The following is a 19,219-nucleotide window of genomic DNA, read 5'->3' as shown; positions in this document are numbered from 1 at the left end:
AGAGTTTAGTATTTAATAAACTCGTATTTGTACATAAGAGGTGACACATGGAATTAAAAACATATATCGACAGCTTGGAGCGAGGTAAGGCAAAGGAGCTGGCTGCATCACTTAGCATCTCCAGTTCATACCTCTCTCAAATGGCATCAGGGAAAACTGCCATCTCTCCAACTCGTTGCGTAGAGATTGAAAATGCAACGGGTGGCGAAGTTAGCAGGAAAGACCTGCGCCCGACTGACTGGTTCAAAATCTGGCCTGAATTGCAGGCCGCTTAGTAACACCGCTCTTTAACACTACTGGCTCACTTCTCCGCCCTTGTGGAGATAACAAAAGCGCATCAACGAATGCGCATAACTATCTATTTCACCAAGGAAAGTATCAACGATGGAACACGCAAGTAATAGCAAACCAACTCAACGCGATATCGACCGCGCCGAAACCGATTTACTCATCAACCTGTCTGCGATTACTCAGCGCGGCCTGGCAAAGATGGTCGGCTGTCATGAGTCGAAGATAAGCCGCACTGACTGGCGCTTTATAGCGTCGATTCTATGCGCATTTGGGATGGATTCTGACATCAGTCCGATAAGCCGGGCGTTCAGATGTGCACTGGAAGGAATTACCAAAGAAAAAGCCCCGATGAGCGGTAACTCATTCGAGGCCTGATGCAGAAAGACTGGATCAATCTACAGGAGTAATTATGAGTTCTCTATCGCAGCTTTACAAGTCCAAAGATAAAAACGGTACCGAGACGACAGTGAAGAAAACCTTCCTGGTGCCGCTGGCGGAGATTTACGTCGAACCCGGTTTCAACGTCCGTGAAATTGACCAGGTGCACGTCGAAGAATTCCGCGATGCGTTTATCGCCGGTGAGTATGTGCCGCCACTGGCGGTGCAGGTAACAGAGCAGGGCGTGAAAATCATCGACGGTCACCACCGGTATTACGGTGCGCTGGCGGCGCAGCAGTCCGGTACCGAAATACCGCGGCTGGAGTGCAAAGACTTTGTCGGCTCTGACGCCGATCGCATTGCCTTCATGGTTACCAGTTCCCAGGGTAAACCACTTACCCCTCTGGAACGTGCCGCCGCCTACCAGCGCCTGATTAACCAGGGCTGGGAACCGGCAGAGATTGCCAAGAAGGTTAAGCGCTCAGTGGCTGATGTCGATCACCATCTCCAGTTGCTGACCTGCGGTGACGAGCTGATTGATATGGTTCGCGCCGGAGAGGTTGCGGCGACAACAGCCGTCGCACTGTCACGCGAGCACGGCCCTCAGGCTTCCGCTGTAGCCGTCGAGCAGATGGGTAAGGCAAAGGCTGCGGGCAAGTCGAAACTAACGCGTAGCGCGGCGCTGCCGCAGTTTAACGCAACTAAGGCGCGAGAGTTCATCCAGCTAATCGCTGATATCGAATGGGAAATCACCATTCCAGATAACGCGAAAAAAATCCTCACTGAATATCGTGAGTTCATGAAAACAGCGGGGTGGGAGAGTGGGTCATGATCACACCAAAGGAACACAAAGCTATCACCCGGTTTCGGTTCATGAAATCGATAAACCCGAAGATAGGCGCAAAACTCCGCGCCATCCTGGAAGAGCTGAAACGCAAGGAGGCTAATCGTGGGTAACCTGGCAGAAGTAGTGCAACTGAGGCCGCACGTTGCGGCGGTGGAGCATAAAGTGGCTGAACTCGATGACGGGTACGCCAGACTGTCAAACACGCTGCTTGAAGCATACTCCGGGGCGGACCTGACCAAGCGTCAGTACAAAGTTCTCCTGGCAATCCTGAGAAAGACCTACGGATGGAATAAGCCGATGGACAGGATAAGCGATTCTCAACTTTCTGAGATAGCAAAACTGCCCGTCAAACGGTGCAATGAAGCAAAGTTGGAGCTTGTCAGGATGGGGCTTATCAGGCAGCAAGGCGGCATGTTTGGACCCAACAAAAACATCTCAGAATGGCGCATCCCTCAAAATGAGGGAATATCCCTCAAAACAGGGGATAAAACATCCCTCAAATTGAGGGAGTCGTATCCCTCAAAACAGGGGGACACAAAAGACACTATTCAAAAGAAAGAAAGACAAGTAAACACATCGTCATCTTGCGATGACCGTGAACCGGTTAAACCTGAAAGACGAAAAGCAGTTCGCATCAACTACGAAGAGTACCTTGAAGCCTACAACGAAATCGTTGGTGACAAGCTACCCCATGCTGTCGAAGCAAATGCGGAACGTCAGCGCAAACTCAAAAAACTCATCGACTCCCTCGCTACCAAAAACATCGACGGCTTCCGGGCTTACGTAGGAGCATTCATGCGCGCTGCCAGGCCATTCCACTTCGGAGACAACGATCGCGGTTGGGTGGCTAACTTCGACTACCTGCTCAGACCAAAGGTTTTAACTGACATCCGGGAGGGAACTCTATGAGACAGGATATCGAGGCCAGCGTTATCGGCGGGCTGCTGATGGGCGGACTAACTCCGGCAGCGAGTGAGGTGCTGGCGACGGTGCCTCCAGAAGCATTTTCAATCCCCTTGTACCAGACGGCATTCCGGGTCATCCAGAAACAAGCCGCTGTACGAAACCTGATTGATGGCCTGATGGTTGCCGAGGAATGCGGTGACGGACATTTCGCCGACATCATGGAGACTGCCAGGGCATGTCCGAGTGCGGCAAACCTGAGGGGCTACGCCGGGATGGTGACTGATGCCTACCAGCGCCGCCTTGTTTTGCAACTGATGGACGAGCTGAGAGGCCCCATAAGCAACGGAACGCTTGACCAGTCAACTCAGGCAATGGACGAGCTATCGAAGCGCCTGGGCGTCATCAGGAAGCCTCAGCAGCAGGTTCAACCTGTACGGCTTGGCGATCTGCTCACTGACTACACTGACACGCTGGAAAAAAGACTCACCAACGGCGAAGAGTCGGACACGATGAAGACGGGGATCGACGAGCTTGACGCCATTACCGGCGGCATGAACTCGGAAGACCTGGTTATTATCGCGGCCCGTCCTGGCATGGGTAAAACAGAGCTGGCGCTAAAAATCGCTGAGGGCGTGGCAAGCCGGAAGATACCTGGCAGTGACACGAAGCGCGGAGTGCTGATTTTCAGCATGGAGATGAGCAAACTCCAGATTGCTGAGCGAAGCATAGCCGGTGCCGGAAATCTGTCGGTGAGCGTTCTGCGTAACCCGGCGAAGATGGACGATGAAGGCTGGGCCAGGGTGTCGAATGGAATATCACACCTGCAGGACCTGGATGTCTGGCTGGTTGATTCTTCAAAGCTGACCGTCGAGCAAATCCGCGCGTTAGCAGAACGTCACAAGCAGGAGCATCCGCAACTGTCGCTAATCATGGTCGATTACCTGGGCCTGATTGAGAAGCCAAAAGCTGACCGCAACGACCTGGCGATAGCCCATATCTCCGGCAGCCTGAAGGCGCTGGCGAAAGACCTGAAAACTCCGGTCATATCGCTAAGCCAGCTTTCACGAGATGTTGAGAAGCGACCCAACAAGCGCCCTACCAACGGCGACCTCCGTGACTCCGGCTCCATCGAGCAGGACGCCGACTCAATCATCATGCTCTACCGCGAGGCGGTGTATGACGAGAACAGCCCGGCAGCAAAATTCGCAGAAATCATCGTGACTAAAAACCGTTTCGGCTCGCTGGGTACTGTCTACCAACGCTTCCACAACGGCCATTTCCTTCCATGTGACCAGGAAGAAGCGCGAGGGATGTGCACAAAATCCAACGAGCCGGCACGTGGCAAGAGATACTCCAAAGGAGCAGACGTATGACACCTGCAATGCAAATCATCATGAGCAGCAAATACCGTGAATTTCCCGACACGCTATTGACGCTGGAACTATGTCGGGCCATGGCACGGACAGAGCGAAGGAAAATTGGCGAGGCATTACGTCAATGCGCCCGGGTTAAAGCGCCTGAAGTTGCCAACAAAAACCTGCGCAGCACATTACAGGAAATGAGTACGAGCCTGTTTCCTGAGACCCAGATAACCCGCATCCGTGGATGTATCCAGAAAATGGAAACGGAATTAACACGGGAAATTGGCGACGTGGAAATCACCGAAGAAAACCTTCGCGAACTGGCCGCAATTGACGGTCGAGCCATTTAATTACTGAGAGGGATAGAGAGATGAGAGAGTTTAAAGGTACGCCGGGGCCGTGGGTTGCTTCAACTTCTGACAGAAGCATCGGCCCGGTGAGCAAAGATGATGACCAGTCATACGGGATGATTATTCCTGTTGCGTGGGTGGAATTCGATGGCAAGCCCGGACATCACCAGGCAGATGCTAACCTCATCGCCGCCGCGCCGGAATTGCTGGAAGCGTTGCAAGCAGTAGTGAGAGTTGCTGACCGTGAGACCGTAGAGTTTGATATGGCTCGCGCCGCAATAGCCAAAGCACTTGGGGATAAATCATGAAGATTAAAACAGCAGAGCTGAGCGGCAGGGCGTTGGATTGGGCGGTGGCTATTGCTGACCGGCAATTGGACGATTGTAGCGCGGAGGGAATGTCAATTCTTATTGATCGACAGAAGGCCTATCGCCCCGTTTTCGATTACTCAGGGAACTGGGAGAAGTGCGGGCCGTTGATTGAGAAGTTCAAAATAAGCTGCTATGCATCCGTCGACCCAGAAAATGGCAAGTTATATCACTGGGTGGCAGTCAATGAAAAATTGCCATACGCCAAACGCAGAGGGCACACCGCAGACGACCCAAAAATCGCCATCTGTCGAGCTGTAGTCGCCTCTAAGCTGGGTGATGAGGTAGACATTCCTGACGAGCTGATGGAGAGCCAGCAATGAACGAGGCGTACCTCCACTACGACCATGAGACACGAACCTATGTCCTCAGGCAGGGAGAAAGCAGGCAAGAATTCACCCCTGAACAATGGCGTGTGCTTTGTATGGCCGTTAACACCGTTCTGTCTAATTCAGTGTGGGATTTGCAGCACCTGCTCAAGTTCAGGAACTCCCGCATTGAAGAAATGAGAGGCGAATTAGAATTGCTAAAAGCTAAGCTGGGGGGCGCGTGATGAGCCGCGAATGCATGACGGATGAAAAAGAAATGGCGAAATTAAAATATGAAGTGCTGGAGGCACGCTTTCAAGCTTATTGCAAGCACGACGGCGGTCGCACTGGCAAGGGAGACGAATTCATGAGAATTTGCGCTATTTGTGGATGGGACACCACGAAGTGTCAGCACCGTAAAGCAGATGCATGGGATAAGCACTGCCGCGAGTGCGGGGCGAAGCTGATGGGGGATGCGTGATGTGGGTGCTTTTAATAACAATTGTTACATATACCGGAACTGGGGCTGCTAGTGCTGAATTCGTGAATAAAGAACTCTGCGAATCTGCTGGGGCTGCTTACAAAGAGAGCCAAGAGACCCAGTCACGGCGTGAGGTAAGCTACATATGCGTACCTAATAACCTGAGCGGACAATAACCGTCAGCCTACGCTGGCACTGGAGGGGATATGGAAGAGAGCAGAAAACAGTTTGAAGAAGCGTACTGGGATGAGTTTGGTCAATTTGAAGATGAGGAAAGGAGAGAAGTTTTCAGCATCTGCGAATGTGAAGGCGGCAGTTACTACAGGCTTGGTACTCGCACGGCGTGGTGGGCATGGCAGGCAAGCAGACAGGACGTCACTGAAGACAAATGGATTCCAGTGAGTGAGCAAATGCCGCCAGATGGTGAGTACGTCTTATGCGTAGATGACGAAAAAGCCAACGAGCACATTCCGGCGCATGACGATATTTACACTGCTGCGTGGGACCCTTTCCTGGGTAGTTTCACAACAAAATACTGGGGAGACTACGACTTTCTGAGTAAGGCTACGCCGACGCACTGGCACCCGCTGCCGGGAAGAAGTGAGGTCATCCGCGCCGCTGGCCTCCGCATTAAAGGGGAATAGGAGAGTATAATTGCAATTCGACCTGGTTAAACACCCAGGCGGCACTTTTACTCCAGCACATGACAGCGACCTCGAAAGGCTCCAGCGATTCAAAAACGGCGAGATGTACACCGCCGAAATCAAGTTATCCCGTAATCCCGCACATCATCGAAAGGTCTTCGCTTTCTTCAACTTCTGCTTTGCTCACTGGTCAGCCGAAAGGGCCGGGCTTGAGAGCATGGATGAGGTTAGCCAGTTCGATCGCTTCCGCAAGGACTTAACCATCCTCGCCGGATTCTATGAGCAGACGATGCGGCTTAACGGTGAAATCAGGACGGAGGCGCAAAGCCTCGCATTTTCAAACATGGACCAGGAGCAATTCGAGCGTTGTTACTCAGCGCTGATAAACGCCGCCATTAAACACGTGTTCGGTCGCACGAAAGACCCGAACATCCTCAATCAACTACAGAACTTCTTCTGAGGCGTATATGACACTGAGAGTTAGAGACATACCTCCCGGGGTTAAATTCTGCCTGGTGAGAAATGGGCATAAATTCACGATGATTAATCAGCATGAGGACCTGCACTATCTGTACCGAGTAATAGCTCATCCGTGGCATGGCAAAAAAAGCAGCTTATTAACGGAGAGAGAGTGGACTCTGAACGGGCAGAGCTATGTGAAGCCAGTCGTGAGGGTGCATTCATGACCCGACGAAGCCCGATAGAGCGAATTTGTGAGAACTGCATCTACCGCGTCACCCACCGCAAGAAACGCAAGCCAGAAGTAAAACCATCCGACATTCCCAGTTTCAATTACACCGCGCACCTGACCGACATCCGTTGGCTGCGTGAACGAGCACGGAGGAAGCATGGTAATAACCCGATACGGTGAAATAACATTCACTCACTTCATGGATAACCCATCATGGGCTGCGGCAGCTGGATATGATTTTAATTTTATCGACTGCATATCAGCCTCCGTGCATTGCACGTTCAACATTGGCAGCAATATGAAGGATGACCTCCTTGAGCTTCCTGATACCGAGGTTAGAGACCTCCCTGCATTTATGGTCAAGCTGCTTATCGGGCTATTTCTCCTAGGGGCAATGTTGTTTTGTTATCCAATATTTGCGATTGCGATTTTCATCAGATGCAAAAGCATGAGGAAAAAATACAAAGACGATTTCAATGAAACCGTAAGCCATAACCTGCGCACCTGGGCAGCCCGGGTTTATCGGAGGTCATATGCAAACACCTGACCCCTATCGCCAGTGTGAGCGAGACCTCGTTAACGCTGCTGGTTACTGCTGCGGATGCACAAAGCAACTCCACCCCAGCGAGACATACATCTGCGAACGTTGCGAGAAAGAAATGGCTATGTATCACGACCCGAACGGACTGATGAAGGAGGATGAAGATGTTCAGGAGCAATAAGTGGTTGAAGGCAGTAAGGGAAATAGAGTGCTGTGTGCTTTGCGGTGCTTATGGGGTGCAGGCTGCCCATCGTAACGAAGGCAAAGGAATGGGTATTAAAGTGGATGACAGCCTTACGGCGGCATTGTGTGAGGCGTGCCATAGCAGAATCGACAACGGCAAGGACATGAGCAGAGAAGAGCGACGCTCAGAAATGGATCGCGCTATCGTCCTCACCATTCAGAAGCTAACCAGAGACGGGAGGCTTTCAGTGCGATGAACGAATACAACCTCAAACTACCCTGGCCGCCCAGCGTTAACAGCTACTGGCGACGACGAGGAAGCCAGTACTACATCAGCAAGAAAGGCCAGCAGTACCGCAAAGAAGTTATCCAGATTATCCAAAGCAACAACCTTGATATTCAGACCGAATCCCGCTTACGCATCAAAGTCATCGCCGCAGTTCCCGACTCCCGGCGCAGAGACCTCGACAACATCCTGAAGTCACTACTCGATTCTCTCATCCACGCAGGGTTTGCGCTGGACGATGAGCAATTTGATGACATTCGCGTAATCCGTGGGCAGAAGGTTCGCGGCGGCAGCCTGGATATCAAAATCACTGAACTGGAGACAGCATGAATATTTACGAAAAGATAGACGGTAGCAAATACCGAAATATCTACGTAGTTGGCGATCTGCACGGATGCTACACGCTGCTCATGAAAGAGCTTGATGAAAGAAAGTTCGATACCAGGCAGGACTTGCTTATCTCTGTAGGAGACCTGGTTGACCGCGGCAGTGAAAACGTTGAGTGCATGGAGCTTGTAACTTTCCCATGGTTCAAAGCGGTGCGTGGCAACCATGAGCAAATGATGCTGGATGGGCTATCTGAGCATGGCAACGTCAACCACTGGATAGCGAATGGCGGCGGCTGGTTCTTCTATCAGGACTATGACAAAGAGCGCCATGCTAAAGCACTTTTGCACCTCATTCATGAACTCCCTCTGGTTATTGAACTTAACACTGCTGATAAAAAATTCGTCATCTGCCATGCAGATTACCCACGAAGCGAATATGAGTACGGTGCCCAGATTGATACCGAGAAGGTTATCTGGAATCGCGAAAGAATCAGCGAATCGATGGATGGAGAACTGAAAGAAATAAAAGGTGCTGACCTGTTCATTTTCGGGCACACCCCAGCTCGCGAGCCTTTGAGGTTTGCCAATCAGTATTACATCGATACCGGCGCAGTTTTCTGCGGAAACCTGACTATTCGCCAGCTGCAAGGGGAGGGAGCATGAACCATACAGTCAAAACCATTCCTGATTACCTGGTAGAGAACTATGGCAATCAGACAGAAGTAGCCAGGAAGCTCCAGTGTCATCGTAGAACGGTGAACAAATACGCATACGACAGAAAAGGTGAGCGCCATGCCGTAGTCAACGGCGTTCTGATGGTCCATCCAATGGGAAGAGGGCGCTGATATGGGCACCGTCACTACATTCGAAGCAGCTCAGCAACGTCAGTTCGATCGCAATCAACTTCAGCAGATAGACGAAGCCCTGGCCACAAACGAAGAAACCAGAAAACGACTGGAGATGATGCGAAGAGAGGTAATCAACCGACTGGGACTGAATAAGCCTGATGGAGATGCTGCCTGATGAGACTGGAATCTGTCGCCAAATATCACTCGCCAAAAAGCCCGATGATGAGCGATTCACCACGGGCTACGGCTTCTGACAATCTCAACGGTACTGATGTGATGGCAGCCATGGGGATGGCTCAGTCACAAGCTGGTTTCGGTATGGCTGCTTTCTGCGGGAAACATGAACTCAGCCAGACCGAAAAGCAAAAGGCGATCAGCTATCTAATGCAGTTTGCAAACAAGGTATCGGGGAAATACCGCGGCGTTGCAAAGCTTGAGGGAAATACTAAGGCAAAGGTGCTGCAAGTGCTCGCAACATTCGCTTATGCGGATTACTGCCGGAGTGCTGCGACGCCTGGCGCCAGATGTAAAGACTGCCACGGAACAGGCAGGGCGGTTGACCAGGTGAAAACAGAGCAATGGGGAAAGCTTGTTGAAAAGCAGTGCTGCCGGTGCAAGGGTGTTGGTTATAGCCGAATGCCAGCAAGCGCTGCGTATCGTGCTGTAAGCGTTTATATCCATGACCTGACACAACCTACATGGTCAAGGGCGATAAAGCCGCTGTACGACGCCATGGTGGCTCAATGCCACAAAGAGGAGTCATCTGCTGATGATGTCCTGGCTAAAGTTACACGATAGTAGCGCAATCGCCACGGATGGCATCATTTTAGCTGCATGATGTTGACATATTGAATAACATTGGGTAAATTTGACACTAATGATGGATAACTGTCATTCATTAAAGCCAGAGGCCAAAACCTTGGGCTTTTTTATTGGCAAATTCACAACCAAATTCCCATACCAGCAGCTGTATCTTTGGCTTAAAAGCCACTTCCCCCTACCAGCTTCGGCTGGTTTTTTTATTTCTGAGTCTGATGTTTATCCGGCTCTGTATTTCTCAGCCACCGCATGGTGGAGACTACGCAATGGCAAACACGGAACTGATTCCGGTGTTGCTGGTCGCGCTCATCATGACGGTGCTTGGCTCTTTGGCGAAGTTTCAGACAAGGCCAATCAGTGAAAAGGTAAGTCTGTCCAGTCATATGACCGTGTCGATCTTCGCCGGAATGATGATGGCTCTCTACGGGCTGGATAAACAATGGTCGCTTAACCTGATGGGTCTGGCCTGCGGCGCTGCCGGATGGCAGGGCGCTGCAATATTGAAAAGGCTGCCGTGGTTTAGCCAGACCGACAACGGTGACAATTATGGCAAGAACTGAAATCAGAGTCGGGCGATACATTATCGACTTCGTCCCGCTCTTATTCCTCGTGATAACCGCAATCCTATGCAACCAGCTGAATGACTCGGTAAAGACCAGTCATGAGGCTGTCAAGCTTGCAAACGACATGAACCGACAGCGAACAGCAGCAGAAATGCGTGCTCAGAAAGCAGAGCAATCACCTGCTGACGGTAGTTCGCTGAATGTGATCGTGATTCAGCCTGATGGTAAGCAGCGAGCCAGTTACACCGAACCAGCGTTTGCTGACGTAAACAAACCACTCTGAGGTACCCATGAGCCAGATTATTTCCATCCTCAATTTCGAAGAGGGTTACAGGTCTGCGCCTTATATCGACACTGAGGGTTATCCGACAGTTGGTACCGGGTTCAAGATTGGGCCAAAAGGCGTGGCGTTATCGAATTACACCTTCACGCTTCCGAAAGAAGTTAGCGATGTGTGGTTGCAGAGCCTGGTCGATACCACGATAGCGAAGATGAACTCGACTCCACTTATCCTGGCGGCTCTGAAGCAATGCAACCCACCACGCCGAGACGTGTTAATCAGCATGGCTTATCAGATGGGAGTTACTGGTTTGTCAGGGTTCAAGAATACGCTGGCTATGATTGCGGCTGGTAACTATACCGGTGCTGCTTCCGGCATGCTTGCAAGTTTGTGGGCTAAACAGACACCAAACCGCGCTGCTCGTCACGCAGAAGTTATGCGGACTGGTGAAATGGGCGCATACGCAGGGCTGCTGAAATGAAACTCGTCAACAACTGGAAGAGCGCCTGGCGCTGGTTCAGCATTCACTGCCTCTGGATAGCAGCCGCAATCCCTAACGTGTGGGCTGAACTGCCTTCTGACCTTAAATTAAGCATCCCTCCCGGCACAATGGGGTCTATCGCTGCGCTGGTAGCAATATGCGGGATTATCGGTCGTCTGGTAGACCAGGAGAAAAAGAATGGGTGAGTTAATCGGTTCATTCGGTAGCTACATTGCCGGTGCTGTAGCAATCGTGATAGGCCTGTTTCTGGCCTGGTCTGGAGGTAAGAGTAAAGGCACCACTGAGACCCAGGCTAAAGCCGACGTGAAAGCGGCCAATATCGAAACCCAGCAGGCCCAGCAGATTACCCAAAAGACGCAGGAAACAATACGGGTGGTGAAAGATGTCGAGCAAGATAACCAATCTCTGTCTGATTCTGCTGCTCGTGAGCGCATGCGTTCCTCAAAGTACCACTCAGCAGATTAGATACGTCGACAATTCCTGCACTGCATTCAAGCCAATCATCACGCACGGAAACGACCCTGATGTGATGGATGTGCGAACAGTCCGCGCCATCAACGCCCACAACGATACGTGGGACAGGTTGTGTGGCGAGCAAACTAAATAACCCGGAGACAACATGAACTTTGGTGATGCACTCGAAGCAGTAAAGAGCGGAGCGAAGATTTACCGCGAAGGATGGAACGGCAAAGGTCAGCATGTGTTTTTAGTGAAGCCACCTCAGTCAGCCGAGCCGAATGAGCCAAAATACGAAATGAATCTGGATGATACCTACGCCCCAGCCAGCAACCTGACTCCTTTCCTTATGCTGCGTAACTCCCAGGCAGCATATTGCGTGTGGGTTCCGTCTACAGGCGATTTGTTCGCCAATGACTGGCTGGCAGAACCAATCCAGTAGCCATTACAAAGCGTCCTATCCCGGGCGCTTGATAATGTCTATCTCAGGAGAGAAAGAAATGGCAATGTCAGCATGTCGTGTATTGCAGGCCAATGACTATGGCGCGATGAATCAGCAGTTGACCTCATCAATGAGCCAGGGCTGGAAGCCATTCGGACGCCTTATTGTTACCGACTCACCACGCGACTTCTATCAGGTCATGTATCAGGGCAATGACATCGACCTGGAAACCTACCAGAGCATTGTCTCTGACGGCGGCACAACGGCTGTCAGGAATAGTGCGGGCACAATCACCGATACGGGCACATTCTCTGTTTCGCAGAACGTCATTACTGCGGTAACGCTTCCGGCTACATCTACCATCGTCAAAAACAGCGACGCAAACATCACTGTACTGCCAGCATCCGGATCAACTCCGCTGCTATCAGCGCAGACAGCTGATGTGAGTGTTGGTGCACTGAATGGTGTACGCCTGGCGGCTGCTAACTCGGTGGTCAAGAACAACGATGCAGTAACGGTAGCTAACTCTGCCAACTCAGTGACAGCAAGCGGCACCGCTACTGTATCCACAAACGCAGTACAACGCGTCAGCCTTCCAGCCACTAACGCAATCGTATCCAACAGTCAGGTGCTGTCGATTCCTGTTACTGCTGGGATCCTGGTTGCTATTGGCACTGCGACACGAACAGTCACTCTCACGGTATCCGCCGGGGTGCCTACTGCAATCTCAATCAGCTAAGAGGTAAACATGGCAGGCAAAGATACTAAAGACCAATACGCAGAGCAGAAGCAGCAAGCTCTCCTTGATGCTGCGGTGACGCTGGCAAAGACGCCGGGGTTTGATGCTGACCAAATCAGCTACACCGTGCAGAAGCTCAAAGAGACACTGAACGATATCGTGTTCATCGACTGATTTATAAAGTTCTGCAAAAGGCATTCAATGAGTGCCTTTGACAGAATAAAAACACTGAATCCTGATGTGTTGGTATCGCCTCACACGGGATGGAAACAAACAACCCCAGCAGGAAATTCTGATATGGCAGGAACATCCACATACGATGCCGAAATCGCTATGGCTATATGCGAGCGAATCGCATCAGGCGAAAGCGTTAGACGTATCTGCATGGATGAGAATATGCCAGCGCAAAGTACCGTCTATAAATGGCTTGTTGAGAACGAGACATTCTCGGAGAAATACGCGCGCGCACGAGAGGTTCAGGCTGAATTTCTGGCAGAAGAAATCATTCACATTGCTGATGATTCATCTGGTGACCGGGTCGCTGATGAAGATGGCAATGAAAGAATGGATGCTGAGTTTGTCGCCCGTTCTCGCCTGCGTGTTGACGCCAGAAAATGGTACGCGTCCAAGGTTGCGCCGAAGAAGTATGGCGACAAGGTTACGCATGAGCAGAACATTACGATCACTGATTTGACAGATGCAGAACTTGATGCGCGGCTGAAGGAGCTAACCAATGCACAACCTCAGCCGGGAGCAGAAGATTGAGCTAGTCAGGCTCCTTGAAGAGAAACAGCGCCGCAAGAACGTTTACCGGTATCGCAACTTCTACCAGTCTCGTCATCCATGGCAAAAGAAATTCATCGCCAGCACGAAAGACTATTCCCAGTCAGCGCTTATCGCTGCTAACCGTGTTGGCAAGACGGAGACGGCTACCTATATCGACGCCATCCATGCGATGGGTGATTACCCTGACGAGTGGGCCGGACACAAATTCGACCACGCCCCGCTGATATGGGTGCTTGGTTACTCCGGTGAAAAGTGCCGCGACCTGTTGCAGACGCCAATTATTGGCAGGAAGACAGATAATGGATGGGAAGGCGGGCTGATACCCGGTGAGTTAATCGTCGGTGTTGAGGCGATGACCGGTACGCCAAACGCAGTCCGCTCTGTCTACGTTAAGCACAAGTCAGGTTCGACATCAAAAATACAGTTCTGGTCGTACTCACAAGGCCAGCATGCATTGATGGGAGACAGCGTTGACTGGTTTCACATCGATGAAGAACCAAAAGACCCTGACATATTTCCCCAGGTGCTGACGCGTACCGCTACTGGTGACAAAGGTAACGGCGGTCGCGGAATTCTGACGTTTACGCCTGAGAACGGGCGGACTGATTTGGTTATCGGATTCATGGATAACCCGAGCGTGGCCCAAACCTGTATGAATGTCGGCTGGGATGACGCTCCACACCTCAGCGAGAAGATTAAAGCTGAGCTTCTCGCTTCCTTCCCTGCTCATCAGCGCGATATGCGAACAAAAGGTATCCCGATGCTTGGACATGGTCGCATCTACGACATCTCTGATGACGAGATTATCTGTCAGCCATTCGCTTGCCCGGATCACTTCTTCATCATCGACGGCCAGGACTTCGGATGGGATCACCCTCAGGCACACATTCAGCTTTGGGAAGACCGTGATGAAGATGTCATCTACGTCGCTCACGTCTGGAAAGCCAGGCAGAAGAAAGCTGATGAGGCGTGGAGAATCGTTAAGCCCTGGGCAAAGGATGTTCCCGTCGCATGGCCTCACGATGGAAGCCAGCATGAGAAGGGCGGCGGCCAGCAGGTGAAAGAACAGTACAAGGCTGAAGGGTTCAAGATGCTTGGCGAGCACGCAACCTGGCCTGATGGCAACAACAAGGTTGAGCCCGGAATTCATGAAATCCGTGAACGCATGCTTGATGGCAAGTTCAAGGTGTTCAGCACCTGCACCGACTTCTTCGATGAGTTCAGAATGTACCACCGTGATGAGCACGGGAAGATTGCAAAAACCAATGATGACGTACTCGATGCGGTTCGCTATGCGTACATGATGCGCAGAATGGCAACACCTAAGTACCGAATCGCCTCACCTCGCAACAAGCCTCGCATGGCAAACACCGAATACAACCTCTTTGGGTGAAATATGAGTGAAGCACTGAAACCAATTACGCAGGTCATCGGTGGCGTAGGCAGTGTGCTGGGTCTTGGCAGCACCGCGACACCGACAATCAAACAGGCTTCTTCAGTAAACACTGAGGATGCCATTAACCAGGCTGATGACCTGTTGCGACGCCGTTCGCGTCAGGGCGTCAATGCGAACATCCTTTCCGGCGGTAGCTCGAACACAATCTCAGCTTCCTCTACAGGTCAGAAAACACTACTCGGTGGATAAGATGGATAAAAGCCAGGAGGAGATGCTGAACCAGATTATGCGCGATCAGTCCTCCATGGAGACATCGCGTAAGACCTGGGAGCAGCATTGGGAAGAGGTTGCAGAGCGATGCCTGCCGCGAGCATCAGGATTCACCAGCAAGAAGCAGGACGGCACCAAGCGCAACGAGAAGGCTATTGATTCAACGCCAATCCTCGCCCTTGAGCGTTTCGCTGCGGCGATGGAGTCTGTTATTACCCCGCGTACGCAGACGTGGCACGGCCTACAGAATGAGCGCTTTGCTGATGACAATGAGGTGCAGCGGTATTACGAAGAGTGCACCAAAATCCTGTTCCGCATCCGCTACGCCCCGCAAGCAAACTTTGCCAACCAGATGAGTGAGAACTACGTCTCCATCGGTGCGTTCGGCAATGGGTGTGTGTTTGTCGATGAGGTTCCTGGCAAAGGAACCAGGTACATTACCTATCCGCTGCAGGAAATCTACTTCGAGGAAAACTATCAGGGTCTGGTCGATCTGGTTCATCGCAAGTTCTGTCTGACGGCGCGCCAGGCGGTGCAGCAGTTCGGTAAAGACAACCTGCCTGAATTCATCAAGACAGCGTCTGAGAACTCACCGCTGACCAAGTACGAGTTTGTTCACCGTGTCTGGCCTAACGATGACATCCGCTATGCCAATGGTGAGCCGGTATCCGGGCCAGATGGCATGCCGTGGAAATCGGTATACATCAGCATTTCAGGCAAGAAGATAATCCGTGAGAGCGGTTATCACACGATGCCTTACTGCATTGCCCGGTATTACAAATCACCGGGCGAGACGTACGGTCGCGGACCAGGCATGACGGCGCTGCCCGATATCAAAGTCCTGAATGAGATGAACAAAGAGACGCTAATCGGCGCTCAACTGGCTAACCGTCCACCGGTGCTGGTTGCTGATGATGGCGCTCTCGATGCGTTCTCTCTGGTGCCTGGTAGCATCAATTCTGGTGCAGTGAGCTCAAGCGGTAGTCCTCTGGCGGTGCCATTCAATACTGGTGCTCAACCGCAGCTTGGCCTTGAGATGATGGACCAGAAGCGGCAACTGATTAACGACATCTTCCTGGTTACGCTGTTCCAGATTCTGGTGCAGAACCCGCAGATGACAGCAACAGAGGCAATGCTTCGCGCTCAGGAGAAAGGACAACTACTTGCGCCGACCGCTGGTCGCATTATGTCCGAGCAACTCGGCCCGATGATTGAGCGTGAGGTCGATATCTGCGCCCGAATGGGTCTATTCCCTGACCCGCCTCAGCAGTTGATTGATGCCGGTATGGAATTCGACATCGACTACAAATCACCGCTTATCAGAATGCAGATGAGCGATGAGGCTTCTGGTATCGCTCAGACATTGCAGATGGCTACCAGCCTGGCTCAGTTCAAGCCGGACGTAATGAACCTGTTCAAATACGGCGACATCATGCGTGAGTTTGCCGACATCAATGGCATGCCTCGTTCACTGGTCATCGACGCAGATGAAGAGCAGCAAATGCAGGCAGCCCAGGCTCAGCAGCAACAACTCAGCAATCTGTTACAGGCAGCACCTAACCTGGCAACTGCGGCAGATCGCCTTGCATCAGCAGAGCAGAAATTCAACACGCCTCTCCCGGCCCCTCAGTAAGAGATAACCCATGTCGATTAAAGACCGTCTGTTTCAGAACAGGCGCGACCTGCTTTTGTCTCGCGCTTACCGAAACGTCTTCGGTGTGAGTGGCAGCAGGAGCAAGGAGCAGGAGGCGGTCATCGCTGACCTGATGAACTTCTCAAAGCTGCTCGCAAGCTCTGTCGCCATCTCAAAGCAGTCAGGAACGGTTGACCCGCTGGCAACAATGCTGAGCGAGGGTCGCCGGGAAGTGGCGCACCGAATCATCAACTTCACGACGCTGGACGATACGCAAATCCTCCTGGCGATTTCGAAACTAAACGAGGCACTAAACGAGAATGTTTAAGCTATCCGATTACTTTCACATCAAGTGCGATCTGGCTGGAGCTGAAGGAGCACCAGGCGGAGAGCCAGCACCGGCGGCAGCGCCTGGTGCATCATCTCCTTCACTGCTTGGTGGCGACCCTGCGCCATCGTCAGAACCGGCTCCTGCTCCTGCGGCAGTCGAGCCATTCCTTAAGGAGTTGCCCGGCGCTGAAGACAAGGACGGATGGAGCGCGCTGTACGCGAAACTTGGCCGCCCTGAGACAGCAGAAGGCTACGAGCTACCGGTACCAGAAGGTGACGCGGGCGAGTTCGCCAAAACCTCTTCCGCCTGGATGCATGAGGCGGGGCTGAACAAAGCCCAGGCCCAGTCGCTTGCTGGTAAGTGGAATGAGCACGTTGCCGCACAAAACGCCGCGCAGCAGGCAGCCATCCAGAAGCAATCCGAAACGGACATGGCCTCTGTTAAGCAAGAGTGGGGCGCTAACTTCGAAGCGAACAAAGCGATCGTATCCCGCGCCGTAAACGAGTTCGCGCCGCCTGAGTTTGTGGAAATGCTCAGCAAGTCAGGCCTCATCAACAGCCCAATCATCACAAACATGTTCCTCAAAATCGGCAATGCCATTGGCGAGGACAAATCAGTTTCATCACCAAAAGGCTCTCCGCAGGACGGCGAGCAATCACTTGCTCACCGACTCTGGCCGGGCATGAGTTAACACAACTGGAGAAACATCAATGGCTACACTTTCTGGAAAGTACACTCTTCTGGATGTGGCAAAAACTCTTGACCCGAATGGCAGCACTGCTGCGGTGGCTGAGTTGCTGTCACAAGAAAACGAAATGCTGATGGATATGCCGTGGTACGAGGGCAACCTCCCTACCGGGCATCGCATTACGACTCGCACTGGTTTGCCTGACGTAATCTTCCGTAAGCTCAACGCCGGTGTGCCGCCAAGCAAGGCGACTACCGCGCAGATTGATGAAGCGTGCGGCATCCTGGAAGCACGCTCTGAAATCGATAAAGACCTGGCCATGCTGAATGGCAACACCGGTTCATTCCGTCTCCTGCAAGCTAAAGGCTTCATGGAAGCGATGAACCAACGCATGCAGCAGACCGTTCTTTACGGCTCAACTGAAACCACCCCGGAAGCATTCCTGGGCCTGGCTCCTCGCTTTGGCTTTGCGCCGACCAACTCAACGGCTGCGCCTAACAAGGTCAACGTTATCGATGCTGGCGGTACCGGCTCAAACAACACCTCCATCTGGCTGGTAGGCTGGGGCGCCAACACTGTTCACGGCATCTACCCGAAAGGCTCTCAGGCTGGTCTGATTCACAATGATCTGGGTGAAGGTGATGCGTTCGATGCTAACCAGAACCGCTACCGTGCATTCATGGATCAGTATCAGTGGAAGTGCGGTATTGCTCTGCACGACTGGCGCTATGTTGTGCGCATCGCGAACATCGACGTTACCGCGCTGACTAAAAACGCCGCGACCGGCCCTGACATCATCGACCTGATGACCCAGGCCGTTGAGAAAATCCATAGCCTGACTGGTGTCACGCCGTCTTTCTATGTCAACCGCACCGTTCGTTCATTCCTGCGTCGCCAGACCGTGAACAAAGTTGCAGCCAGTACGCTCGCCTATGACGAAGTCGGCGGCAAGCCAGCTCTGCGCTTTGGTGAAGTTCCTGTCCGTCGCGTTGACGCCCTCAACATCGCTGAAGCTCGCATCGTCTAATAAGGAGCAATCATGTATCTCGATAAGCAAGCTGAGTTTTCTGACACTCAGGCGGTGACTGCGACAGCAATCTCCACCAACGTTATGGACCTCAACACGGCATTCAACTACAACACCTCTGTCGATATTGGCACTGGTGAGGATGTCTATCTGGTAATTCAGTCTGACGCCGCTGCCACCGCTGCCGGTGCTGCAACAGTTGTCGTTACTCTGGAATCCTCTGCGGCCGCAGGGCTGACAAGCTCTAACGTCCACTGGACAAGCGTTTCCTGGGCGCTTACTGACCTTACCGCAGGTAAAACCCTGGCGGCTATCAAGCTGCCAAGTGGCATTAACCTGCCGTATCTGCGCTACCTCGGCGTCCGCTACACGGTATCTACCGGACCACTGACCGCTGGCTCTTTCTCTGCGTTCCTGGTCAAAGATATCCAGGCGTGGCGCGCATACTCTCGCAACTACACCGCGTAACCAAAGG

The 19,219-nt window shown here is 52.2% G+C and carries 37 protein-coding genes; all 37 read left to right on the top strand.

The genetic code is table 11. The features are described from left to right. Nucleotides 1–47 precede the first annotated feature (47 nt). Entirely contained in the window at nt 48–275 is a 228-nt protein-coding gene (locus ACUY4Q_RS18235) for a transcriptional regulator (RefSeq protein WP_458044121.1), read from the top strand. A 109-nt stretch (nt 276–384) separates the two neighbouring features. Further along, nucleotides 385–666 (top strand): CII family transcriptional regulator, encoded by a 282-nt coding sequence (locus ACUY4Q_RS18230; RefSeq protein ID WP_458044120.1) that lies wholly within the window; start codon nt 385–387, stop codon nt 664–666. 34 nt (nt 667–700) lie between these two features. Continuing rightward, nucleotides 701–1,501: a ParB/RepB/Spo0J family partition protein gene (locus tag ACUY4Q_RS18225; RefSeq protein ID WP_458044119.1), complete on the top strand. Its 801-nt coding sequence runs from the start codon at nt 701–703 to the stop codon at nt 1,499–1,501. After that, a complete protein-coding gene (locus ACUY4Q_RS18220; RefSeq protein ID WP_458044118.1) occupies nt 1,498–1,626 on the top strand; it encodes a hypothetical protein in 129 nt (42 codons plus the stop codon). Before ACUY4Q_RS18225 ends, ACUY4Q_RS18220 begins: the two co-directional genes overlap by 4 nt. After that, entirely contained in the window at nt 1,619–2,425 is an 807-nt protein-coding gene (locus ACUY4Q_RS18215; RefSeq protein WP_458044117.1) for a replication protein, read from the top strand. The genes ACUY4Q_RS18220 and ACUY4Q_RS18215 overlap by 8 nt, the downstream gene beginning before the upstream one ends. Next, nucleotides 2,422–3,795, top strand: coding sequence for a replicative DNA helicase (locus ACUY4Q_RS18210; RefSeq protein ID WP_458044116.1), 1,374 nt, complete (start codon nt 2,422–2,424; stop codon nt 3,793–3,795). Before ACUY4Q_RS18215 ends, ACUY4Q_RS18210 begins: the two co-directional genes overlap by 4 nt. After that, complete coding sequence (locus ACUY4Q_RS18205) at nt 3,792–4,133, top strand: DUF7740 domain-containing protein (protein ID WP_458044115.1); 342 nt, start codon at nt 3,792–3,794, stop codon at nt 4,131–4,133. The genes ACUY4Q_RS18210 and ACUY4Q_RS18205 overlap by 4 nt, the downstream gene beginning before the upstream one ends. Before the next feature lie 20 nt (nt 4,134–4,153). After that, nucleotides 4,154–4,441: an XkdD/Y8K6 family phage-associated protein gene (locus ACUY4Q_RS18200; protein ID WP_458044114.1), complete on the top strand. Its 288-nt coding sequence runs from the start codon at nt 4,154–4,156 to the stop codon at nt 4,439–4,441. Continuing rightward, a complete protein-coding gene (locus tag ACUY4Q_RS18195; protein ID WP_458044113.1) occupies nt 4,438–4,824 on the top strand; it encodes a phage protein NinX family protein in 387 nt (128 codons plus the stop codon). Before ACUY4Q_RS18200 ends, ACUY4Q_RS18195 begins: the two co-directional genes overlap by 4 nt. A gap of 226 nt (nt 4,825–5,050) precedes the next feature. After that, a complete protein-coding gene (locus ACUY4Q_RS18190) occupies nt 5,051–5,290 on the top strand; it encodes a hypothetical protein (RefSeq protein ID WP_458044112.1) in 240 nt (79 codons plus the stop codon). A gap of 206 nt (nt 5,291–5,496) precedes the next feature. Further along, the gene (locus tag ACUY4Q_RS18185; RefSeq protein WP_458044111.1) at nt 5,497–5,934 is read left to right on the top strand and encodes a DUF551 domain-containing protein; all 438 of its coding nucleotides are present in this window, start codon (nt 5,497–5,499) and stop codon (nt 5,932–5,934) included. A gap of 10 nt (nt 5,935–5,944) precedes the next feature. Beyond that, nucleotides 5,945–6,394 carry a DUF1367 family protein gene (locus tag ACUY4Q_RS18180; RefSeq protein ID WP_458044110.1) on the top strand — a complete coding sequence of 150 codons (450 nt, stop codon included), beginning with the start codon at nt 5,945–5,947 and terminating at the stop codon, nt 6,392–6,394. A gap of 222 nt (nt 6,395–6,616) precedes the next feature. Continuing rightward, the gene (locus ACUY4Q_RS18175; RefSeq protein WP_458044109.1) at nt 6,617–6,805 is read left to right on the top strand and encodes a NinE family protein; all 189 of its coding nucleotides are present in this window, start codon (nt 6,617–6,619) and stop codon (nt 6,803–6,805) included. Then, a complete protein-coding gene (locus ACUY4Q_RS18170; protein ID WP_458044108.1) occupies nt 6,783–7,172 on the top strand; it encodes a hypothetical protein in 390 nt (129 codons plus the stop codon). Before ACUY4Q_RS18175 ends, ACUY4Q_RS18170 begins: the two co-directional genes overlap by 23 nt. Beyond that, the gene (locus ACUY4Q_RS18165) at nt 7,159–7,347 is read left to right on the top strand and encodes a protein NinF (RefSeq protein WP_458044107.1); all 189 of its coding nucleotides are present in this window, start codon (nt 7,159–7,161) and stop codon (nt 7,345–7,347) included. The genes ACUY4Q_RS18170 and ACUY4Q_RS18165 overlap by 14 nt, the downstream gene beginning before the upstream one ends. Further along, nucleotides 7,325–7,606 carry a hypothetical protein gene (locus ACUY4Q_RS18160; RefSeq protein ID WP_458044106.1) on the top strand — a complete coding sequence of 94 codons (282 nt, stop codon included), beginning with the start codon at nt 7,325–7,327 and terminating at the stop codon, nt 7,604–7,606. Before ACUY4Q_RS18165 ends, ACUY4Q_RS18160 begins: the two co-directional genes overlap by 23 nt. Further along, a complete protein-coding gene (locus ACUY4Q_RS18155) occupies nt 7,603–7,965 on the top strand; it encodes a RusA family crossover junction endodeoxyribonuclease (RefSeq protein WP_458044105.1) in 363 nt (120 codons plus the stop codon). Before ACUY4Q_RS18160 ends, ACUY4Q_RS18155 begins: the two co-directional genes overlap by 4 nt. Further along, nucleotides 7,962–8,627: a metallophosphoesterase gene (locus ACUY4Q_RS18150; RefSeq protein WP_458044104.1), complete on the top strand. Its 666-nt coding sequence runs from the start codon at nt 7,962–7,964 to the stop codon at nt 8,625–8,627. The genes ACUY4Q_RS18155 and ACUY4Q_RS18150 overlap by 4 nt, the downstream gene beginning before the upstream one ends. After that, on the top strand, nt 8,624–8,809 hold the full coding sequence (locus ACUY4Q_RS18145; RefSeq protein WP_458044103.1) for a protein ninH: 186 nt from the start codon (nt 8,624–8,626) through the stop codon (nt 8,807–8,809). The genes ACUY4Q_RS18150 and ACUY4Q_RS18145 overlap by 4 nt, the downstream gene beginning before the upstream one ends. Nucleotide 8,810: 1 nt before the next feature. Next, entirely contained in the window at nt 8,811–8,987 is a 177-nt protein-coding gene (locus tag ACUY4Q_RS18140; protein ID WP_458044102.1) for a hypothetical protein, read from the top strand. Continuing rightward, entirely contained in the window at nt 8,987–9,610 is a 624-nt protein-coding gene (locus ACUY4Q_RS18135; RefSeq protein WP_458044101.1) for an antitermination protein, read from the top strand. The genes ACUY4Q_RS18140 and ACUY4Q_RS18135 overlap by 1 nt, the downstream gene beginning before the upstream one ends. A gap of 287 nt (nt 9,611–9,897) precedes the next feature. Next, a complete protein-coding gene (locus ACUY4Q_RS18130; protein ID WP_458044100.1) occupies nt 9,898–10,191 on the top strand; it encodes a hypothetical protein in 294 nt (97 codons plus the stop codon). Continuing rightward, on the top strand, nt 10,178–10,477 hold the full coding sequence (locus tag ACUY4Q_RS18125; RefSeq protein WP_458044099.1) for a hypothetical protein: 300 nt from the start codon (nt 10,178–10,180) through the stop codon (nt 10,475–10,477). Before ACUY4Q_RS18130 ends, ACUY4Q_RS18125 begins: the two co-directional genes overlap by 14 nt. Before the next feature lie 7 nt (nt 10,478–10,484). Beyond that, nucleotides 10,485–10,955, top strand: a complete 471-nt coding sequence (locus ACUY4Q_RS18120; protein ID WP_458044098.1) for a glycoside hydrolase family protein — start codon at nt 10,485–10,487, stop codon at nt 10,953–10,955. Further along, on the top strand, nt 10,952–11,161 hold the full coding sequence (locus ACUY4Q_RS18115) for a DUF7940 domain-containing protein (RefSeq protein ID WP_458044097.1): 210 nt from the start codon (nt 10,952–10,954) through the stop codon (nt 11,159–11,161). Before ACUY4Q_RS18120 ends, ACUY4Q_RS18115 begins: the two co-directional genes overlap by 4 nt. Further along, the gene (locus tag ACUY4Q_RS18110; protein WP_458044096.1) at nt 11,154–11,441 is read left to right on the top strand and encodes a hypothetical protein; all 288 of its coding nucleotides are present in this window, start codon (nt 11,154–11,156) and stop codon (nt 11,439–11,441) included. The genes ACUY4Q_RS18115 and ACUY4Q_RS18110 overlap by 8 nt, the downstream gene beginning before the upstream one ends. A gap of 154 nt (nt 11,442–11,595) precedes the next feature. Next, the gene (locus ACUY4Q_RS18105; RefSeq protein ID WP_458044095.1) at nt 11,596–11,874 is read left to right on the top strand and encodes a DUF2829 domain-containing protein; all 279 of its coding nucleotides are present in this window, start codon (nt 11,596–11,598) and stop codon (nt 11,872–11,874) included. Between the two features lie 34 nt (nt 11,875–11,908). Next, nucleotides 11,909–12,613 (top strand): hypothetical protein, encoded by a 705-nt coding sequence (locus ACUY4Q_RS18100; protein ID WP_458044094.1) that lies wholly within the window; start codon nt 11,909–11,911, stop codon nt 12,611–12,613. Between the two features lie 9 nt (nt 12,614–12,622). Continuing rightward, entirely contained in the window at nt 12,623–12,787 is a 165-nt protein-coding gene (locus ACUY4Q_RS18095) for a hypothetical protein (protein WP_458044093.1), read from the top strand. Nucleotides 12,788–12,814: 27 nt separating this feature from the next. Further along, nucleotides 12,815–13,378, top strand: coding sequence for a terminase small subunit-like protein (locus ACUY4Q_RS18090; RefSeq protein ID WP_458044092.1), 564 nt, complete (start codon nt 12,815–12,817; stop codon nt 13,376–13,378). Next, entirely contained in the window at nt 13,347–14,792 is a 1,446-nt protein-coding gene (locus ACUY4Q_RS18085; RefSeq protein ID WP_458044091.1) for a phage terminase large subunit family protein, read from the top strand. The genes ACUY4Q_RS18090 and ACUY4Q_RS18085 overlap by 32 nt, the downstream gene beginning before the upstream one ends. Before the next feature lie 3 nt (nt 14,793–14,795). Continuing rightward, on the top strand, nt 14,796–15,044 hold the full coding sequence (locus ACUY4Q_RS18080; RefSeq protein WP_458044090.1) for a hypothetical protein: 249 nt from the start codon (nt 14,796–14,798) through the stop codon (nt 15,042–15,044). A gap of 1 nt (nt 15,045) precedes the next feature. After that, on the top strand, nt 15,046–16,698 hold the full coding sequence (locus ACUY4Q_RS18075; protein WP_458044089.1) for a portal protein: 1,653 nt from the start codon (nt 15,046–15,048) through the stop codon (nt 16,696–16,698). Between the two features lie 10 nt (nt 16,699–16,708). Next, nucleotides 16,709–17,026: a Bbp19 family protein gene (locus ACUY4Q_RS18070; RefSeq protein ID WP_458044088.1), complete on the top strand. Its 318-nt coding sequence runs from the start codon at nt 16,709–16,711 to the stop codon at nt 17,024–17,026. Further along, entirely contained in the window at nt 17,019–17,720 is a 702-nt protein-coding gene (locus ACUY4Q_RS18065) for a hypothetical protein (protein ID WP_458044087.1), read from the top strand. Before ACUY4Q_RS18070 ends, ACUY4Q_RS18065 begins: the two co-directional genes overlap by 8 nt. A 19-nt stretch (nt 17,721–17,739) precedes the next feature. Beyond that, entirely contained in the window at nt 17,740–18,744 is a 1,005-nt protein-coding gene (locus ACUY4Q_RS18060) for a major capsid protein (RefSeq protein ID WP_458044086.1), read from the top strand. 12 nt (nt 18,745–18,756) lie between these two features. Further along, nucleotides 18,757–19,212: a Bbp16 family capsid cement protein gene (locus ACUY4Q_RS18055; RefSeq protein ID WP_458044085.1), complete on the top strand. Its 456-nt coding sequence runs from the start codon at nt 18,757–18,759 to the stop codon at nt 19,210–19,212. The last annotated feature ends 7 nt before the right edge of the window (nt 19,213–19,219 follow it).

The organism is Phytobacter cepae (assembly GCF_054165735.1).
This window is presented reverse-complemented; position numbering and strand designations above follow the sequence as displayed.

Bases quoted from the DNA above. Each gene is read 5' to 3' on its own strand.
- ACUY4Q_RS18235 (WP_458044121.1), top strand. From the start codon at position 48: ATGGAATTAAAAACATATATCGACAGCTTGGAGCGAGGTAAGGCAAAG.
- ACUY4Q_RS18230 (WP_458044120.1), top strand. From the start codon at position 385: ATGGAACACGCAAGTAATAGCAAACCAACTCAACGCGATATCGACCGC.
- ACUY4Q_RS18225 (WP_458044119.1), top strand. From the start codon at position 701: ATGAGTTCTCTATCGCAGCTTTACAAGTCCAAAGATAAAAACGGTACC.
- ACUY4Q_RS18220 (WP_458044118.1), top strand. From the start codon at position 1,498: ATGATCACACCAAAGGAACACAAAGCTATCACCCGGTTTCGGTTCATG.
- ACUY4Q_RS18210 (WP_458044116.1), top strand. From the start codon at position 2,422: ATGAGACAGGATATCGAGGCCAGCGTTATCGGCGGGCTGCTGATGGGC.
- ACUY4Q_RS18205 (WP_458044115.1), top strand. From the start codon at position 3,792: ATGACACCTGCAATGCAAATCATCATGAGCAGCAAATACCGTGAATTT.
- ACUY4Q_RS18200 (WP_458044114.1), top strand. From the start codon at position 4,154: ATGAGAGAGTTTAAAGGTACGCCGGGGCCGTGGGTTGCTTCAACTTCT.
- ACUY4Q_RS18195 (WP_458044113.1), top strand. From the start codon at position 4,438: ATGAAGATTAAAACAGCAGAGCTGAGCGGCAGGGCGTTGGATTGGGCG.
- ACUY4Q_RS18185 (WP_458044111.1), top strand. From the start codon at position 5,497: ATGGAAGAGAGCAGAAAACAGTTTGAAGAAGCGTACTGGGATGAGTTT.
- ACUY4Q_RS18175 (WP_458044109.1), top strand. From the start codon at position 6,617: ATGACCCGACGAAGCCCGATAGAGCGAATTTGTGAGAACTGCATCTAC.
- ACUY4Q_RS18170 (WP_458044108.1), top strand. From the start codon at position 6,783: ATGGTAATAACCCGATACGGTGAAATAACATTCACTCACTTCATGGAT.
- ACUY4Q_RS18165 (WP_458044107.1), top strand. From the start codon at position 7,159: ATGCAAACACCTGACCCCTATCGCCAGTGTGAGCGAGACCTCGTTAAC.
- ACUY4Q_RS18160 (WP_458044106.1), top strand. From the start codon at position 7,325: ATGAAGATGTTCAGGAGCAATAAGTGGTTGAAGGCAGTAAGGGAAATA.
- ACUY4Q_RS18155 (WP_458044105.1), top strand. From the start codon at position 7,603: ATGAACGAATACAACCTCAAACTACCCTGGCCGCCCAGCGTTAACAGC.
- ACUY4Q_RS18150 (WP_458044104.1), top strand. From the start codon at position 7,962: ATGAATATTTACGAAAAGATAGACGGTAGCAAATACCGAAATATCTAC.
- ACUY4Q_RS18145 (WP_458044103.1), top strand. From the start codon at position 8,624: ATGAACCATACAGTCAAAACCATTCCTGATTACCTGGTAGAGAACTAT.
- ACUY4Q_RS18140 (WP_458044102.1), top strand. From the start codon at position 8,811: ATGGGCACCGTCACTACATTCGAAGCAGCTCAGCAACGTCAGTTCGAT.
- ACUY4Q_RS18135 (WP_458044101.1), top strand. From the start codon at position 8,987: ATGAGACTGGAATCTGTCGCCAAATATCACTCGCCAAAAAGCCCGATG.
- ACUY4Q_RS18130 (WP_458044100.1), top strand. From the start codon at position 9,898: ATGGCAAACACGGAACTGATTCCGGTGTTGCTGGTCGCGCTCATCATG.
- ACUY4Q_RS18125 (WP_458044099.1), top strand. From the start codon at position 10,178: ATGGCAAGAACTGAAATCAGAGTCGGGCGATACATTATCGACTTCGTC.
- ACUY4Q_RS18120 (WP_458044098.1), top strand. From the start codon at position 10,485: ATGAGCCAGATTATTTCCATCCTCAATTTCGAAGAGGGTTACAGGTCT.
- ACUY4Q_RS18115 (WP_458044097.1), top strand. From the start codon at position 10,952: ATGAAACTCGTCAACAACTGGAAGAGCGCCTGGCGCTGGTTCAGCATT.
- ACUY4Q_RS18110 (WP_458044096.1), top strand. From the start codon at position 11,154: ATGGGTGAGTTAATCGGTTCATTCGGTAGCTACATTGCCGGTGCTGTA.
- ACUY4Q_RS18105 (WP_458044095.1), top strand. From the start codon at position 11,596: ATGAACTTTGGTGATGCACTCGAAGCAGTAAAGAGCGGAGCGAAGATT.
- ACUY4Q_RS18100 (WP_458044094.1), top strand. From the start codon at position 11,909: ATGTCTATCTCAGGAGAGAAAGAAATGGCAATGTCAGCATGTCGTGTA.
- ACUY4Q_RS18095 (WP_458044093.1), top strand. From the start codon at position 12,623: ATGGCAGGCAAAGATACTAAAGACCAATACGCAGAGCAGAAGCAGCAA.
- ACUY4Q_RS18090 (WP_458044092.1), top strand. From the start codon at position 12,815: ATGAGTGCCTTTGACAGAATAAAAACACTGAATCCTGATGTGTTGGTA.
- ACUY4Q_RS18085 (WP_458044091.1), top strand. From the start codon at position 13,347: ATGCACAACCTCAGCCGGGAGCAGAAGATTGAGCTAGTCAGGCTCCTT.
- ACUY4Q_RS18080 (WP_458044090.1), top strand. From the start codon at position 14,796: ATGAGTGAAGCACTGAAACCAATTACGCAGGTCATCGGTGGCGTAGGC.
- ACUY4Q_RS18075 (WP_458044089.1), top strand. From the start codon at position 15,046: ATGGATAAAAGCCAGGAGGAGATGCTGAACCAGATTATGCGCGATCAG.
- ACUY4Q_RS18070 (WP_458044088.1), top strand. From the start codon at position 16,709: ATGTCGATTAAAGACCGTCTGTTTCAGAACAGGCGCGACCTGCTTTTG.
- ACUY4Q_RS18065 (WP_458044087.1), top strand. From the start codon at position 17,019: ATGTTTAAGCTATCCGATTACTTTCACATCAAGTGCGATCTGGCTGGA.
- ACUY4Q_RS18060 (WP_458044086.1), top strand. From the start codon at position 17,740: ATGGCTACACTTTCTGGAAAGTACACTCTTCTGGATGTGGCAAAAACT.
- ACUY4Q_RS18055 (WP_458044085.1), top strand. From the start codon at position 18,757: ATGTATCTCGATAAGCAAGCTGAGTTTTCTGACACTCAGGCGGTGACT.